Here is a 16,769-nt window from a genome sequence, read left to right on the forward strand (position 1 = left end):
TTGAGAAAGGATAAAAAATCATCACCTGTTATTCTTGGTGTAAACGGAGGTGGAGTGTCATGTCTACTGAGCAAAACGCAGGTTCTGTCCATACATCTCCAAGATTAAGCAAATCTTTAGATCAAAATGAACTCTTGATGAGGAATGTTTTTACGAATTGCTATGATATTGTTTTTCGGCGTATACAAGTATTTGGGCAAATCGAGGTTCTATTGATTTATTTGGATGGCTTGGTGGATACCAAGACATTAGAGCATGTTCTGCTAAAACCTTGGATGCTGGAAACTCCTCGTCCTGGTTTAGCCAGTTTGGATGCTTTCGATTTGATGGTAGAACAGCAGCTGGTTTCCATCGCAAAAACGAAAACCACGGAGGCGATGGAGGAAGTTATCGAAAGTATTTTGTCCGCAAATGTGGTGATCCTGTTTGACGAAACAAACGCTGCCGTGATCGCTGAACTGAAAGGCTTCGAGAAACGAGCCATCGAAGAGCCAACAGGAGAGACTACGATTCGTGGTCCGAGAGAGGGCTTTACAGAGAACATTTCTGTGAATACAAGCATGATTCGCAGGAAAATTCAAAGCCCGAAATTGAAAATGGAGTCCATGACCGTTGGTAGTCTTTCGAAAAGCACGATTGTCATCGCATACATAGACGGGATCGCAAAAACTTCGATCATTGAAGAAGTTCGCAGACGAATCAGTCGTATTCAACTGGATACCGTGTTAGGCGGGAATTTTATAGAAGAGTTCATAGAAGATTACCCGTTCACGGTATTTCCACAAGTGCAAAACACCGAACGCCCCGATATAGTTGCCTCGTGCCTTGCAGAAAGAAAAGTAGCGATCTTCATCGATGGTACACCTTTTGTTCTAATCGTCCCTTGTTCCTTCTGGAGTACCTTTCAATCAGCTGACGATTATTATGAGCGATTTATTTATGCTACCTTAATACGTTGGCTGCGAATGCTGTTGATCATCATCTCCCTATTTTTGCCATCTATCTATGTTGCGATCACAACGTTTCATCCACAATTGCTCCCCACAAATTTCTTGCTTAGCATCACTTCTGCTCGTGAAGGGGTTCCCTTTCCAGCGGTCATTGAAGCCGTTTTAATGGAATTATTATTTGAGGGCCTGCGTGAAGCGGGTATACGAATGCCAAGGCCGGCTGGATCAGCAGTCAGTATCGTGGGAGCTCTTGTTATTGGCCAAGCTGCTGTCCAGGCGGGAATCGTATCTGCCCCGATGGTCATTGTTGTTTCCTTGACAGGAGTCGCATCCCTCATCAGCCCGAGATACAGCATGGGGATGGCATTTCGGATGCTCCGTTTTCCGATGCTCATTTTTTCAGGGATGTTCGGATTATACGGGGTTACGATGGCAACTGTATTCCTTCTTATTCATCTAACCAATTTGGAATCATTTGGTGTCCCTTATTTAAGTCCGGTTGCTCCATTGACTAGAACGGAATTAAAGGATGTATTAATCCGTGCGCCTAGGTGGAATTTGTTTACGCTCCCCTTATCACGATCTATCCGAAAAAAATGGCGATTTCCCAAAGGTCAAAAACCAGGAGGGAATAAAGGAGATGGTACTCAATGAATCATCGTCTGACGATCTTCCTTATTTTGGTGCTCTGTAGCTTTCTTATATCAGGTTGTTGGGATCGGGAAGAGCTTTCGGATAGAGCTTTTGATCTAGCGGCATCAGCTGATCTTAACAAGGATGGGACCTATGTAACTGCCGCTCAAATCATCATTCCTTCCAGGTCAGGACAAAGCTCAACAGGAGGAACCGGGAGTGATAAACCTTTCTTTATTGAGACGGGTAGAGGGAAAAGCAACTTGGAATCCATTCAAAAATTAAGACAAAAGCTATCCCGTGTCATAAGCCGCGGACATCGTCGCAATTATTACGTGGGAGAGGCTCTTGCAAAGCAAGGAATCGAGGGGATGATGGATGTCTTTTCTCGAGATCCAGGCAATCGAATTCGTCTAGATATTTGGGTGGTAAAAGGGAGCACGGGCTTGGATGCTTTACAAGTGCCTTACCCGTTGGAGAAAATCCCCTCCGTCGCATCACTTAAAATACATCGAGCGGTTGGAGGGGACACGGGGACCTCTTACCTCGACTTCCTGATGGCAACAAGCGCGGAAGGAAGCAGCCCAACTTTGCCTGTGGTAGATATCGTACAGGGAGACTCCCCACAAAAAACGCTTCGGTTCTATGGCCGAGCTATTTTTAGCAAAGATTATAAACTGGTTGGTTATTTAAACTTTGTGGAAGGGGCTTATCGACAATGGCTTCTCGATGGAATATCCTACCTCGACATTGTGGAAGATATTCCAGAGGCAGGTGGAAGTGTAGGTATTTTTGTGACAAAATTTGGAAGGGAAATGAAGAGCAGTCTATCATCGACAAAAAAAGTGAAGATGGAGATAGAGCTAACAGGAGAGGGACATGTGGGGGAGAACAATACGAACTTGGACCTTAGTCAGCAGAAAAATTTGTTGCTTGTTCAGAATGCGATCAACGCAAAAATGAGCCAGCGTGTTCTAGAAACGATCAAAAAAGTTCAAAAGCAGTTTGGTACGGATGTATTTGAATTCAATCATGCTTTCAATCGTCAGCATCCACGAGAATGGAACCAATTAAAAGGGCAGTGGGCTTCTATATTCCCAGCCATAGAGGTCACTACAAAGGTAAAGATAAATTTGAAGCACATCGGCTTAGTTGGTCCACCGCTCCAATTAAAGGAAAGTGAGATTACAAAATGAAAATCTCCGGATATCAGCTGTTTTGGCTGATTTTCACGATGGAATTTGGGATGACGGCTATTTTTACCGTCTCGCCTGTCGTTTTTCTTGCCAAACAGGATACGTGGATTTCCATCATCATCGCAGCCTTGATAGGCCTATTCAATACATTTGTTGCCGTTAAAGTAAGCTTGCTTTACCCGGAGCAAACCTTCGTTCAATACAGTCAGACGATTCTCGGGAAATGGCTAGGAACATTCATTCTCGTTCCTTACTTTTTGATGTGGCTTTTGGTAACGGGAAATGTCTTAAGGGAATATGCGGACTTTGTATTCCTTGCCTTACTTAGTTCAACGCCTCTTTGGTGCGTCATTCTTATTATGCTAGGAGCTGCCGTCTATGTAACCTATTCGGGAGGGCTGAGGGGAATTGGTAGATGCAGCGAGATTATCGGCCCTATTAGCGCGATAGGAGGTATTCTCATCATCATTTTAAGCATTAAGGATTGGAACTGGCTTCGAATACTACCGGTTTATTACAATACAGGAGCTATGCACATTTTAAAAGGAAGTTTCATTCCCGCGTCCTTCTTAGGAGAATCCTTTTTGGTCGTCATGTTAATTGCTTTTTTGACTAAACCGCAAGGAGCAATGATCGCTTCCTTATTAGGTGTGCTGGTCGCTTCAGTCGCCATCCTGGCTATGACCATAGTTGCTATTTTGATGTTTGGTCCGAACTTGCCAGCTAAATTTATTTATCCTCTGTATTCGGCTGTATCTTTTATTTCTGTCATGGATTTTATCCAGAACGTTGATGTTTTGATTGTCTTGCTTTGGATCATCGGTATTTTTATAAAGCTATCCCTTTATGTATTTATAACCAGCTACGGTGCCGCACAATTATTCCACATAAAAAACTGGAGACGTACCATTTGGTTTGTAGCGTCTATTGTTTTTGTCATATCCCTGTTGCCGCGAAATACGAATGACACTATGGATTTCGCGAAGCTGTGGGGTTCAGTCATTTATCCTGTGAATGTGATCGGCATCCCGTTATTTATATGGATGATTGGAGCCATACGGAAAAGAAAACAGATGGCCATCATGGGTGGCAACGACGATATTCGTTAGCGTATAAAAAGGATTTACGTACACGGAAGAGAGGGCACCTAGGACTCTCTTTTTTTTGCTTCCTGCAGGTTTTGCACAAGGATTGTCCAGACAAATGGAGAAATGGGGTATATAGTGATAGTTGAAAAAATTTGATCAGATAACAAGAAACGAGGGATACCCAGATGAGTAAGCCAGTTTACAAAATAGGGGTCATTGGTGCAGGTGTGATGGGGGAGCGGATGATGAATGCGCTTCGTACGCACAGTCTGTTTCGTATTGCCGCGATCAGCGATGTATCGGCTGAGCGGGCACAGGAGTCGGCAAAGCTGAGTGGGGATGCAGCATGGTATACCGACCATCGGGAGCTTCTCGCCCGTGAAGATCTGGATGCCGTCTATTTGGCAGTTCCTCCGAAATTCCATCATGCGATTGCCCTGGATGTGCTCGCGGCCAAAAAGCATTTGCTTTGCGAAAAGCCGTTGGCAAACTCGCTTTCTGAGGCAGAGGAAATGCTGCAGGCAGCAAAAGAGGCAGGAGTCGTTCATGCTATGAATTTCCCGACCTTCTATCAGGCGATTTTTCCTGAGCTGAAGAATCGAATCGCTCAGCTGGGAACGATTCGGCGCGTCGATATCCTCACACATTTCCATCAATGGCCGCGGCCTTGGCAGCAAACACCTTGGCTCTCCGGCAGAGAACAAGGCGGCTTCATCCGGGAAGTACTGCCTCACTTCACTCATTTGACGTATGCGCTGTTTGGGGATTTGGAGGTCGTTCGTTCGGAAGTAGATTATCCGGCTGATCCAGAAGCATGCGAGACAGGGGTATCGGCCTTCCTGCGCTTGGCAGACGGTACGCCGATGACGATCAACGGCTTGGCAGGCATCGCGCATGTGGAGCATCTAGATTACCGCATTTACGGAACAGAAGGGACGCTCAGCCTGCAAAACTGGACCAATCTCTTCATAGGCGGGGATAATCAGGCGCCATCTTTGGTGGAGATTCCTTTGATCGATCGACTCACCCTGCTGCTCGATGAGTTTGCGCAAGCGATGGAGGGCAAGGAAGCGAGATTGGTGACGTTCGAGACTGGCGTTAAGGTGCAAAAAGTATTAGAGGCACTGCTGGGGAACGAGTAATCATCAGCCTTGGAAAAGAAAAATAGCCGCGGGGGAAATCTCGCGGTTTTTTTTCTACCATTTGTTTTACATTTGAAGTACCTTGCTTTGCATCAAAAAGTCGATAAAGGTGCGCATGATGCCGTTGAGCGGGGTATCCTTGAGGTAAATCAGCTCAAAATTCCGGTTGAGCTGGGGCAGGTTTTGAACGGATACTTCCAACAGCTCACCCTCGGACAAATCCTTTTGAATCGAGAAGCGGGGAAGAAAGGCGATGCCCAGCTTTTGTTTGACCATCCGTTTCACGACTTCAATATTGTCTACTTCCATCACGACGTTGTTCTGCAGCTGATAGTGAGAGAAGGCACTGCTGATCAGCTTCCAATCCAGCGATCCGCGATTGAACAAAATGAGTCTCTCGCGTGCGACCTCTTCGATCGAAACCTGATGTCGGGTGAAAAAGGCATGCTCCGGGTAGATGGCGAGAACCATATCATCCGGCATGAGCTGAATCCGGTTGATCTGCGGGTGGGTCACTTCACGGGCGATGCCAAACGATACCTCGTGATTCAGCACCATGTCCAGAACCTGATGAGAGTGCCCGGTGAGGATGGTCAGCTTGATCTTGGGATAAAGCTTTTGAAATTGCTCTACCAGGTCAGGCAGGATGTAAAAGGCTGCGACAAAAACGGTAGAGATGACCAGCTCGCCCTCCACATCTCCGTAGGAGCGCTGGATGGCCTGCTGCCCCTCCTGCAGCATGTGCAAAATGTTTTTCGCGTACGGGAGAAACAGATCGCCTTCCTTTGTCAGCGAAATCGTATGACCCGTCCGCTGAAAGAGCTTGCAGCCCATGGATGTCTCCAAGGCTTTGATCCGCATGCTGACCGTCGGCTGAGAGAGGTAGAGCAGCTCCGCCGTTTTGCTGAAACTTCCTGTGAGAGCAACGAAAATGAATGCTTCGATCTGTTCCATATTCATAGGGATGGCTCCATTATGCAAAATTTTGAACACGCCTATAGCAATCTTTTATTGGATATGTCGTTACAATTACATTAACGTAAAAACATAAGACTGGCTAGAACCTAGATGAGGAAGGCGATAACCGATGGCAGCCATGAACGTGATTGACTTGCATTGCGATGCGCTATTGAAATTATGGGAACGAAACGGAGAAATCTCTTTTGCTGACTCCGCAGAGCTGGATGTGAACAAGGAACGGCTGCTGCAAGGCGGGGTCAAAGTACAATGCTTTGCGATCTACACCAACGCTGATATGAAGGCAGAGCAGCGTTTTCAAGCGGCACTCGATCAAATCCACTACTTTTACAAAGACGTGCTGGGCAACAATCCGCAGATGAAGCAGATTCGGGAATGGAGCGACTTTGATCGTCTGGAGGACGGACAGGTCGGGGCGATGCTGACTCTGGAGGGCGTAGAGCCAATCGGCAGCGACCTGAAAAAGCTGCACATCCTGTATCAGCTGGGCGTGCGTGCTGTCGGTCTGACTTGGAACAATGCCAATCTCGCAGCAGATGGTGTACTGGAGCCGAGAAATGCGGGACTGACCACCTTTGGCAAAGAAATCATCCAATTCCATAACGAGCACAAGATCTTGACGGATGTTTCCCATTTGAGTGAGACAAGCTTCTGGGAAACGCTCGAGATCGCCAAGTATCCGATTGCCAGCCATTCCAACGCGAAAGCTGTGTGCAGCAACCCGCGCAATCTGACGGACGAGCAGGCAAAAGCGATGTTTGCCAAAGGGGCAAATGTGCACGTCGTCTACTGCCCGATGTTCGTAAAAGAAGAAGGCGAGGCTACAATCGCGGATATGATTCGCCATATCGATCACTTCTGTGCGCTGGGGGGAGTGCGGCATATCGGTCTTGGCTCTGACTTTGATGGAATTACGAACAAGGTCGTGGGCTTGGAGCACGCGGGAACGACCCAAAATCTCATCAATGAACTGCTGAAGCATTATTCCGAGGAGGAAGTGCGCGGATTTGCCGGTGAGAATTTTCTGCGAAATCGACCGGTGTAAGAGGATTGTGAACAAGAGGAGGAGCAAAGGCATGAAAATCCGCGAGTACGGGGTAACGATCGGGCAGCTGCCAACAGGAGAGAAGAACGACATTACAGACGTGCCTGATGTTCGCGTGGGACATGTGACGATCCAGCGCGAATTGGAGGGAGACCAGGAATATGCGTGCACAGGTGTCACCGCAATCGTGCCGCACGGTGGCAGTCTGTTTCGGGAAAAAGTGACCGCTGCCAGCTATGTGATCAACGGCTTTGGGAAAACGACAGGACTGGTGCAGGTCAATGAGCTCGGGGTATTGGAGTCGCCGATCATGCTGACCAATACCTTTTCCGTCCCAGCTGTCACGCAGGGGACGCTCGAATACATGCTTGCAGGACATGAAGAAATCGGAGATAAGACAGGGACGATCAATCTCGTAGTCGGCGAGTGCAATGACAGCAGTCTGAATTCCATACGCAGATGCGTGGTACAGCCGCAGGACGCGATCGAGGCCATCCAGAAGGCAACGAACGGACCCGTTGAAGAAGGCGCGGTTGGAGCAGGAACAGGCATGGTCACGTTTGGGTATAAAGGGGGGATCGGCTCCTCCTCCCGCATCGTGTCCGCACCAGACGCGTCCTATACTGTCGGCGTGCTTGTCTTGAGCAATTTCGGGAGCAAGCAGGAGTTTTTGGTCGACAAGCTGTTTCCTGTGGGGGAAAACCCCCTTCCTGCGCGAGAGAACTCCTTCCCTGCGGGGGAAAACCCCCTTCCTGCGCGAGAGAACTTCTTCCCTGCGGGGGAAAACCCCCTTCCTGCTGTAGAGAAGCCTACCGATGGCTCCATCATCATGGTGCTGGCAACAGATGCACCGCTCAGTGACCGCCAGCTGCTGCGGGTGGCAAAACGCGCGGGGATCGGCCTTGGACGGACAGGCAGTCATTTCGGGCATGGTAGCGGAGACATCGTGATTGCCTTTTCCACGGCGCATAAAATCCCGCATAAAGCCGAAGGGATTGCGGAGATACGCACGCAGCTGCGAGAAGATCATGCCGTGATGAACCAGCTGTTTGCGGCAGCAGCAGAGGCGACGGAGGAAGCCATCTACAATTCTCTCTCCCAGGCAAAGACAACGACAGGCAGAAAAGGAAATACCGTTTACGCCTTTCCGTTCGAAAGATTCAGTAATCAATAGAGAAGGAAAAGGGGGAGCGTCCAGTGACGAATCATTTGTGGAACGAGGCAGCTTTTGAAGCGTTTGTAGAGAGCTTCATGGAGAAAGAGCAAGTACCCGGACTTGCGGTCGCCATCTCGCGTGGGGGAGAAGTCATCTACCAGAAAGGCTTTGGCGTGCGAGATAGAGAGACGTTAGAGCCTGTTACGCCTGCGACGATCTTTGGGATTGCCTCTGTGAGCAAGTCTTTTACCGCTGCGGCGATCATGCAGCTGGCTGCTGAAGGCAAGCTGTCTGTGGACGATCCGGTGGTTGTGCATCTCCCTGCGTTCCGGTTATCCGACGGAAGCGATCCTTCTCGTGTAAAAATTCATCACCTGCTTTCCCATACGACCGGTGTGCCGCCGATGACGCGCCGAGAGGAATTAAATTACTTCGATGACCACTTGGATTACGTAGCATCGGCTGCCTATGAGCCTTTGGGCGAGCCAGGGGAGTACTTCAGTTATTGCAATGATACGTTCCTGCTTCTGGGGGCAATCATCGAGCGAGTGAGCGGACGGATGTTTCGGCGCTACATTACCGCTGAACTGTTGGAACCACTGGGCATGAACCGTTCGACGTACAGTCTGGAAGAAGTGTTACGTATGCAGGATGTTTCCGTGCCCTATGTCAATCAGCCGGGACAGTCGCAGCCGCTGCGAGTGGAATGGCCGAGCATCGGAAACTATGAAGCGGGCGGTGGGATTCGCTCCAACGTGCTGGATCTTTTGAAATACGGCGAGCTGTACGTAAAGGGCGGGCGCATGAGGGAGCGAGCTTTTGCTGGAGAGAAATGGCTTCGCAGCATGTGGCAGCCTGTGCATCAGCTGACGAGATCTGCCTGGTACGGGTATGCACTGAAGGTGGTCCCTGCTTATGCAGAAGGCGTTACGCTGGTCGAGCACGGTGGCGGTCAGCCAGGCGTCTCCTCGCATTTTGGCTTTGTGCCGGAAAAAGAGCTCGTCGTGACCGTCTTGTCCAACATCGACCAGGTGCCGATCCGCGATGTTTGGCTGACTGCCATTAATGCATGTCTGGGTCTTCCTTTGGAAAGACGGGAAGAGCGAGAGCCGCAATATACGGCATCGCCAGACGAGCTGGCTAGACTGATGGGTACATACAGCTCCGTGAGGGAGGACAAGCGCGCATTTTCTTGCGGGATGGCACTCCGGTGGCGGACGTAGCGGGCACGGAGTTAGAGCTGCGCCCGAGTGGAGTGGACACGCTGGTCTTTGTCGCAACGGAAATGCCGCTCCGCTTTTTCTTCAAGCCTGAAGCCGGGGAGCAGGCATGGGCAGTGCTTCTGGGGATGCGGATGTTGACGAGAGCAGAGTAAGAAGAAACAGAGAGCGCACCCTCGATCTGAACTGACCCCTGCCAAGTAGACAGAAATAAAAAAGCAACATTAAGCAGCCTGAGTCCGATATCCATACGGACTTAGGTTGTTTAGTTTTTGCTGAAAACGTTGCTGGTTGTAGAATTGGATGTAGCGCTTGACAGCATACTTCACTTCTTTACTCGTACGGAAGGTGTAACGATTAAAACATTCAGATTTGAAATGGCTAAAGAAATTCTCCATGCAGGAGGATTCCTTTCACATTCCGTTTTTTTCTTGCCTGTTTCACTGTATCCATGACAAGCTTTAGATCATTTCTTTGGCTAAGCTGATAGGTGATGATCTCATTGTTATATAAGTCTTTAACGGCGATAGATATAGCCTTTGCCCATTAAAAATTACATAGGTAATATCGGTCACCCATTTCTCGTTTGCTCTAGAAGCGTGAAAATCCCTGTTCAACAGATTACCTGAAATGACATATACTTCTTTTTTACCGTAATAAGGCCTTTTCTTGCGGATGACAGCAAACTTTTGGTTGCACGGTACCGAATCCATTCCACCTTTCACATCTTTAAGAGCTTTTTTAATAAGGCATTCTCCGCTTCAAGTCGTTTGATTTTGGCCTCTGGATCTTCGGGCTTTGTTCGTGGTCTTCCCATGCCAGGACCTTTTGCTTTTCCTCGCTTTTCTTCAAGGCCAGCGAGTCCTTCCGCTTGGAAATATTCCACCCACCTACGCACCATAGAGTGATCGATTCCTAATTCTTTCGCTACGCTCTTGTAACCCATCCCGTCTTTCAGGTATAGATCAACCGCTTTTTTCTTGAAAGCAGTATCATACGTTGTCCTAATTTTTCCCATGTGAAAATCCCCCCATAATAGACAGAGTAAGATGCTTGCTTTTTTCTGTCTACTATGAGGGAATCATATCACGATCAGGGGTGCGCTCTTTTTTTTACAGTAAGAATTTATACCACAAAGCTTCGTGGAGCCAAGTTTTCTAATGTTTGGACTCACCTGATGGGAAGGGTTGCCCGCATCAAAAGTAACCCATAATGAGAAGAAAATACTTGAGGTGAAAGAGGATGAGGTCATCCGTAGGAGTACGGCTCTTCCTGACGCTGCTTCTGGCTGTTTCGGTTTCGAGGGGGGCAGCCGCCAAACAGGATACGCCCATCGTCCAGACCGGGATCGAACGTTTGCTGGAAAATCCCGAAATGCTCACGGGAAAACGGATCGGCTTGATCACGAATCAAACGGGGGTTACGAGGAATCTCGTTCATGATGTTGACGCTTTGCTTGCCCGAAAGCTTTTGCTGGTTGCCGTGTACGGACCGGAGCACGGGGTCCGTGGAACCGAACAAGCAGGTGAGGCAACCGGCTCATTCCGCGATCCGAAAACGGGCCTGCCTTTTTATAATCTGTACGAAAAGAAGCCAAAAGAGATTGCTCGCCTTTTCCGCGATGTCGATGTGGTTCTTTACGATATTCAGGATGTCGGCTCTCGTTTTTACACGTACATCGCCACTATGGCTTACGCGATGAAAGCAGCGGCCATCGCTGACAAGCCTTTTATCGTGTTGGATCGACCCAATCCGATCGGCGGCGAAAAAGTAGAGGGTCCTGTGCTCGAGCCGCCGTACCAGTCTTTCGTGGGACTCTATCCCATTCCTGTTCGCCATGGGATGACTGTAGGTGAGCTTGCTGGATATATCCAAAAGCAGTATCTGGAAAAGGAGTTTGGTGCCAAAGTGAAAGTGACCGTCATCCCCATGACAGGGTGGAAGCGGGGGATGTCCTATGAAGAAACAGGCTTGCCCTGGGTGCCGCCCTCTCCGAATATGCCCACAGTGGATACAGCGACTGTCTATCCGGGGAACGGCTTGTTTGAAGGGACCAACCTGTCAGAGGGACGGGGGACGACGCGACCCTTTGAATGGATCGGGGCGCCTTATATCAACAGCTGGGAGCTCGCGCAGAGACTTAATTTGCTCAAGCTGCCCGGCGTTGCGTTTCGCGAGGCGTACTTTCAGCCAGCCTTTTCCAAGCACGCAGGCAAAAACGTAGGCGGAGTGCAGTTTTATGTGACGGATCGCGAGGCGTATGATCCCATCCGTTCAGCCCTCTCTGTGATCGTAGAAGTGAAAAAGCAGTATCCGAAGCATTTTGCCTGGCGTCATGACCACTTTATCGACAAGCTGATCGGGACGGACGCGGTCCGCAAAGCGATCGACCAAGGAACCTCTGTGGACGAGATCGTGGTCCAATGGCAGGACAGATTGCATAGCTTTGAAAACCAGCGAAAGCTTTTTTTGCTGTACAGCTCGGAGTGATGAAGAATGAAAAAACGCACAGGCGCTGTCATCATGCTGTGCCTCTGCATGGTCACCACGTGGTCAACTCTCGCGATGGATGGGCCTGAAGGAGAAAAAAAGGCAAAGCCCGTGGCGAAGCCCATCTCTCATGCATGGGATGGCCCCGGCAAATCGCTGAACATCCTTCGGTCAGGTAAACCGTCCGAGGTCGGGATGGCAGAGGAGCCTTTTCGCGAAATCGATGTGCAACTCGAAGCTGCCATCCGGCAAAACCAGATACCCGGTGCCGTCATGCTTGTGGCGAGAAGAGGGGTAATCGTCAAAGAGCAGGCCTATGGCTTCGCGGCTAAATACAAGGACGATGAGTTCACGCCCATGCAGCGGCCCGTTGCCATGCAGACGGACACCATTTTTGATCTGGCGTCGATCAGCAAGCTGTTTACCTCGACAGCCGTTATGCAGCTCGTCGATCAAGGACTTCTACAGCTGGATGCTCCTGTCGCCCGCTATTTACCTGATTTTGCAGCAAACGGAAAGCAGCAAGTCACGATCCGCCAGCTGTTGTCGCATACGTCAGGGTTTCCAGCGTATATCCACCTGTTCAAGAAAGGCAAAAGTCGGGAAGAGCGGATGCAGTACGTACTGGATCAGCCACTCGTTCAACCGCCGGGGAGCGCCTATGTTTATAGTGATTTGAACATGATCGTTTTGGGAGCTGTGGTAGAAAAGCTCTCTGCACAAACGCTCGATGCCTACGTTCAAACGAACATCCTTAGGCCCTTGGGCATGTCGCATTCCATGTACAAGCCACCTGGACAGCTGCGAGAGCATATCGCCGCGACGGAATACCAATCTGTGCCGAAGCGCGGGCTTGTCTGGGGAGAAGTGCAGGACGAGAATGCCTGGTCGCTTGGAGGTGTGTCAGGTCACGCAGGACTTTTCGGCACCGCTCGTGATTTGGCTGTTTTCGCGCAAATGATGCTAAATGGAGGAAGCTACGGAGAAAAGCGGATCTTGTCCGAGCAGGCTGTCGCTTGGATGACGGAAAATCAATTGCCAGCCTTTCCTGGAGACGAGCAAGGCCTCGGGTGGGAGCTGGCTCGTGGTACGTATATGGACGCACTTTGCGACAGCAAATCGATGGGGCATACCGGATTTACGGGGACCTCCCTCGTCGTCAGTCCCAATCAGGAGACGATCGGAATCTTGCTTACGAACCGGGTGCACCCCATCCGCGATACCGAGTCGATCACGCCGCTTCGAAATCAGGTCTTTCGGCAAGTCGCCCGTTCGATCCCCGTTGATATCCCTTGGCAGGAAGGAGCCTGGTTCGCGGGAATGGGGGACGATGCTCAGGCAACGCTAACCGCGGCCGCAAATCTGGCGGCTGGCGGCACACTTGCTTTTGACACATGGTATCGCTTGGAAAATGAGTACGATTTCGGCTACATCGAAGCTTCCGTGGACGGGAAGGAATGGAGGCTGCTCGGAAGCCCGGCTACAGGCGAGAGCGACTGGACGCGGGTGTCGCTGCAGGTGCCGCAGGGGACGCGCTATGTGCGTTTCCGATACGCGACAGATGAGACGATTAACGGAAGAGGCTGGTTTCTCCATCAGCCTGTCCTTCTTCAACCAAGCGGTGAGGAATTGAGCGTTATCTGGAAAGCGGAAGGCTGGAAGCTGGAGCAAACGAGGAAGGAGGAAGACAGATGACCAAAAGCAAAGGTCGTATGCACACCGTTTTTTTCGTATGTACGGTTGTGCTGCTCGCTGTACTCGTAAACACGGGGACGTCGGGTTATCCGTCGAATGTGAAGGCACAGGCGCAGATCCCGGACCTGCTCATTCATTTGAATCTGCCCGAGATCAAGGAACAGCGGATCGGCGACACGCTGTCTCTGCAGGCGCTTCATGTGTATCGGGATGGTCATGTCGAGAAAGTGACAAGACGACTGCAATGGAAAAGCTCAAACAAGAATGTCGCCACCGTCGATCGACAGGGGGTGGTTCATTTTACCAGTGACCAAGGCACCGTCTTTCTTTCTGTTTCTGACGGCAGAGTAGAGGATCGGATCGAGCTGGTATACCGGGAGCAGGGAAGACCCCAGGTGACTGTAATCAAGCAAAAGGGAGAACGCTATCAAGTCATTGGCAAATCGATTGCGAACATGACCTTGGAGGAAAAGGTCGGGCAAATGATGATGCCTGATTTTCGCCGGGTGCAAGGGAAAAACGTAACCACTCTGCTGCCGCAAGTAGCAGAAACCATCAAGAGGAATCAGGTGGGTGGTGTCATTCTTTTTCGGGAGAATGTCGGGAATACAGAGCAGACGGTACGCCTCGTGCATGAATACCAGCAGCTTGCGCAAAAATACGGTCTTCTGGTCGCGATTGACCAGGAGGGAGGCGTCGTCTCCAGGCTGCAGCAAGGAACGGATTTGCCTGGCAACATGGCACTGGGGGCAGCTCGCTCCAAGCTGTTGGCATGGAAAGCTGGCGACGTCATCGGAAGTGAGCTCGCGAGCTTGGGGATCAACACCAATTTTGCCCCTGACATGGATGTGAACAACAACCCGGACAACCCCGTTATTGGAGTGAGGTCGTTCGGGGAAGATCCGAATTTGGTGGGAGAGCTCGGGGTGGCCTATATGCGGGGGCTTCAGCAAAACGGAGTCGTGGCAACGGTCAAGCACTTTCCTGGGCACGGAGATACAGCGGTCGATTCCCATTTAGGTCTGCCTCAGGTTCCCCATGATCTCGAACGACTCGCGCAGCTGGAGCTGCTGCCGTTTCGCCAAGCGATCACGGCAGGAGTGGACGCGATCATGACGGCTCATGTCACCTTTCCCAAAATCGATGCGACAACGGTGCTGTCTCAAAAGGACGGGTCAAAAATCGCTCTCCCCGCCACCCTCTCCCCCAAAGTCATCACAGGCTTGATCCGGGAGCAGCTCGCCTTCGATGGGGTGATTTTTACGGATGCAATGAATATGCAGGCTATTTCCGATCATTTTGGGCCAGTGGATGCTTCGCTCCGAGCCATTGAGGCAGGTGCAGACATCCTGTTGATGCCGGTTGAACTGGATAAGGTCATAGCCGGTATTGTGGACGCGGTGAAAAAGGGGAAAATCAGCGAGGAGCGCATCAATCAGTCCGTCAGACGGATACTGTCCTTGAAAATCAAGCGTGGGATTTTGATAGAGGAAGACCCAGAGAGCATCGAGGTCAAGCAGATGAAAGCGCGGGAAGTGAATGGATCGGCAGAGCATAGGCAGGTAGAGGCGGAAGCGGCATTGCGCTCCATCACGTTGGTGAAAAACAGCGGTGTGCTGCCGCTGAAGCTGACGGAAGCCCAGAAAATTGCAGTAGTGGGCAAGGAGTACGTCGACAAGCTGGCAGAAGCGATTCAGAAATATCACGCCCAAACAACCCCTGTCCACCTAGGAAACAAAGGCTTTACCCCAGAGCAGTGGAAGCAGGTGATCCAGGCAGATTCGGTGATTCTCGCTTCCTACACTTCGGATGTAAAGGGCCGGTCTATGGAGGACCCGCTCATGAAAGAGTACAGGCGACTCATCGAGCAGAGGGTAGGGCCTGTAGTAGGCGTAGCCATCCGCAATCCCTACGATATCATGGCTTATCCTTTGGTCGATGCGTACCTCGTCCAATACGGCTACCGCACAGCCAGCTTTGCCGCAATGGCGGACACCCTTTTTGGCGGAAATCAGCCGAGGGGAAGACTGCCAGTGACGATCCCGGACGGAAAAGGAAATGTCCTGTATCCGTATGGACATGGGTTATCCTACGAGCAAACGGGGAGCAATGAATAGCCGAAGGGCAAGCCAAAAGATCCAGCATGGGCAGCTGGATCTTTCTCATTATTTAGGCTCGCTTCGCAACCGGAATCCATATTTCGCTGCGAAAGACAGGGGATGAGACATCCTTGTGCTCGTTCCACAAGATTTCAGGACCGGGCGCCTGCTCGTAGATCGAGGAGGGGAACCATTCGGAATAGATTCGTCCCCACACGTTTTGCAGTGTATCCGGGAATGGACCGATTGCCTCGAATACCGCCCAGGTCGAAGCGGGAATCTGGAGTGCAGTCAGGTGACTTGGGCATGCGGATGTCGTGGCTACACCGATGTAATGGTCCAGCTCTCCCTTCTCGTCCATCCGCCCTTCCGAAAAATTCGTCGAAGCGCTGAGCAGCCCGTTAGGCTCGACGTTGGACAGACTCTTCAGCAGGTGAATAGCAGCTTCATCCAGCGTTGCCCACATGGCGGCAATCTCTGGATTTACGCCGTTGAATTGAATGGGGACTCGTTTTTGGATGCCTATGATGGTGAACGCTTCTTTTTCCACGATTCGATAGTTCATTTCTGTACCTCCCTGTATTGATAAATGGAAGGTCATGCGTGGATAAGCTTTTAGCACATGGCCGTGACGGCGCGCCTCCGAGGGAGTGATTCCGTGCAGCGCGATAAACGCCCTCGTAAAAGCATCAGCAGAGCTGTATCCGTATTTGACTGCGATGTCGATGATGCGAGCGTCCGTATTTGACAGCTCGAATGCGGCGAGAGTCAGTCTTCTGCGACGGATATACTCGGAGAGCGACACACCAGTGAGGAACGGGAACATGCGCTTGAAATGATACTCGGAACAAACCGCCAGCCTCGCCACTTCACGAAAATCAATTTCCTCTGTCAAATGATCCTCGATGTACGAGAGGGCGTCATTCAGCTTTTCCAGCAAATCCATACGGCAGACCTCCTTTTCATCTAGTAGAATAGCAAGGATTGAAGGGAGAGCTCCGACTATCCGTGCACAGGAAAGACGGGGCGAATTTGGACATGCTCGTCACAATGTGTATACTGTTCATGTGGACGACT

Annotated in this window: 15 protein-coding genes; 11 read left to right on the forward strand and 4 right to left on the reverse strand. The window is 50.5% G+C overall.

Translation table 11 applies throughout. The annotated features are described in order from the left end of the window. The first annotated feature begins 59 nt into the window (after positions 1-59). The 4 genes from ACLIN2_RS08840 (at position 60) to ACLIN2_RS08855 (ending at position 5,009) form a co-directional block, all read left to right on the forward strand. Entirely contained in the window at positions 60-1,604 is a 1,545-nt protein-coding gene (locus tag ACLIN2_RS08840; protein ID WP_092265921.1) for a spore germination protein, read from the forward strand. After that, the gene (locus ACLIN2_RS08845) at positions 1,601-2,779 is read left to right on the forward strand and encodes a Ger(x)C family spore germination protein (protein ID WP_301171373.1); all 1,179 of its coding nucleotides are present in this window, start codon (positions 1,601-1,603) and stop codon (positions 2,777-2,779) included. Before ACLIN2_RS08840 ends, ACLIN2_RS08845 begins: the two co-directional genes overlap by 4 nt. Continuing rightward, positions 2,776-3,888 (forward strand): GerAB/ArcD/ProY family transporter, encoded by a 1,113-nt coding sequence (locus ACLIN2_RS08850; RefSeq protein WP_092265919.1) that lies wholly within the window; start codon positions 2,776-2,778, stop codon positions 3,886-3,888. Before ACLIN2_RS08845 ends, ACLIN2_RS08850 begins: the two co-directional genes overlap by 4 nt. 164 nt (positions 3,889-4,052) lie before the next feature. Further along, entirely contained in the window at positions 4,053-5,009 is a 957-nt protein-coding gene (locus tag ACLIN2_RS08855; protein ID WP_411503828.1) for a Gfo/Idh/MocA family protein, read from the forward strand. Positions 5,010-5,075: 66 nt separating this feature from the next. On the opposite strand, the gene ACLIN2_RS08860 is transcribed toward ACLIN2_RS08855, so the two are convergent. Further along, a complete protein-coding gene (locus ACLIN2_RS08860; RefSeq protein ID WP_411503829.1) occupies positions 5,076-5,969 on the reverse strand; it encodes a LysR substrate-binding domain-containing protein in 894 nt (297 codons plus the stop codon). 127 nt (positions 5,970-6,096) lie between these two features. Here ACLIN2_RS08860 and ACLIN2_RS08865 point away from each other — a divergent pair, with 127 nt between their 5' ends. The 4 genes from ACLIN2_RS08865 to ACLIN2_RS08880 are packed head-to-tail and all read left to right on the forward strand — an operon-like array spanning position 6,097 to position 9,563. After that, positions 6,097-7,032 carry a dipeptidase gene (locus ACLIN2_RS08865; RefSeq protein WP_328210257.1) on the forward strand — a complete coding sequence of 312 codons (936 nt, stop codon included), beginning with the start codon at positions 6,097-6,099 and terminating at the stop codon, positions 7,030-7,032. 31 nt (positions 7,033-7,063) lie between these two features. Further along, positions 7,064-8,206 carry a P1 family peptidase gene (locus ACLIN2_RS08870; protein ID WP_411503830.1) on the forward strand — a complete coding sequence of 381 codons (1,143 nt, stop codon included), beginning with the start codon at positions 7,064-7,066 and terminating at the stop codon, positions 8,204-8,206. Between the two features lie 23 nt (positions 8,207-8,229). Further along, positions 8,230-9,411, forward strand: coding sequence for a serine hydrolase domain-containing protein (locus tag ACLIN2_RS08875; protein WP_411503831.1), 1,182 nt, complete (start codon positions 8,230-8,232; stop codon positions 9,409-9,411). Further along, on the forward strand, positions 9,399-9,563 hold the full coding sequence (locus ACLIN2_RS08880) for a hypothetical protein (RefSeq protein ID WP_411503832.1): 165 nt from the start codon (positions 9,399-9,401) through the stop codon (positions 9,561-9,563). Before ACLIN2_RS08875 ends, ACLIN2_RS08880 begins: the two co-directional genes overlap by 13 nt. A gap of 69 nt (positions 9,564-9,632) precedes the next feature. Here ACLIN2_RS08880 and ACLIN2_RS08885 read toward each other — a convergent pair whose 3' ends face one another. Together ACLIN2_RS08885 and ACLIN2_RS08890 are read right to left on the reverse strand one after the other, a co-directional pair. After that, a complete protein-coding gene (locus tag ACLIN2_RS08885) occupies positions 9,633-9,806 on the reverse strand; it encodes an IS3 family transposase (protein WP_411503833.1) in 174 nt (57 codons plus the stop codon). A 323-nt stretch (positions 9,807-10,129) separates the two neighbouring features. Further along, positions 10,130-10,426 (reverse strand): transposase, encoded by a 297-nt coding sequence (locus ACLIN2_RS08890; protein WP_122924559.1) that lies wholly within the window; start codon positions 10,424-10,426, stop codon positions 10,130-10,132. A 224-nt stretch (positions 10,427-10,650) separates the two neighbouring features. On the opposite strand from ACLIN2_RS08890, the gene ACLIN2_RS08895 reads away from it, so the two are divergent. Genes ACLIN2_RS08895 through nagZ form a run of 3 tightly spaced genes read left to right on the forward strand, consistent with a single transcriptional unit; the run spans position 10,651 to position 15,710 of the window. Beyond that, entirely contained in the window at positions 10,651-11,898 is a 1,248-nt protein-coding gene (locus ACLIN2_RS08895) for an exo-beta-N-acetylmuramidase NamZ family protein (RefSeq protein ID WP_411503834.1), read from the forward strand. Between the two features lie 6 nt (positions 11,899-11,904). Then, the gene (locus tag ACLIN2_RS08900; RefSeq protein WP_411503835.1) at positions 11,905-13,593 is read left to right on the forward strand and encodes a serine hydrolase domain-containing protein; all 1,689 of its coding nucleotides are present in this window, start codon (positions 11,905-11,907) and stop codon (positions 13,591-13,593) included. Beyond that, a complete protein-coding gene (gene nagZ, locus ACLIN2_RS08905) occupies positions 13,590-15,710 on the forward strand; it encodes a beta-N-acetylhexosaminidase (protein WP_411503836.1) in 2,121 nt (706 codons plus the stop codon). Before ACLIN2_RS08900 ends, nagZ begins: the two co-directional genes overlap by 4 nt. 52 nt (positions 15,711-15,762) lie before the next feature. On the opposite strand, the gene ACLIN2_RS08910 is transcribed toward nagZ, so the two are convergent. Then, complete coding sequence (locus tag ACLIN2_RS08910) at positions 15,763-16,638, reverse strand: AraC family transcriptional regulator (RefSeq protein WP_411503837.1); 876 nt, start codon at positions 16,636-16,638, stop codon at positions 15,763-15,765. Positions 16,639-16,769: the final 131 nt, after the last annotated feature.

The organism is Brevibacillus centrosporus (genome assembly GCF_046622605.1).
GTDB lineage: Bacteria > Bacillota > Bacilli > Brevibacillales > Brevibacillaceae > Brevibacillus > Brevibacillus centrosporus.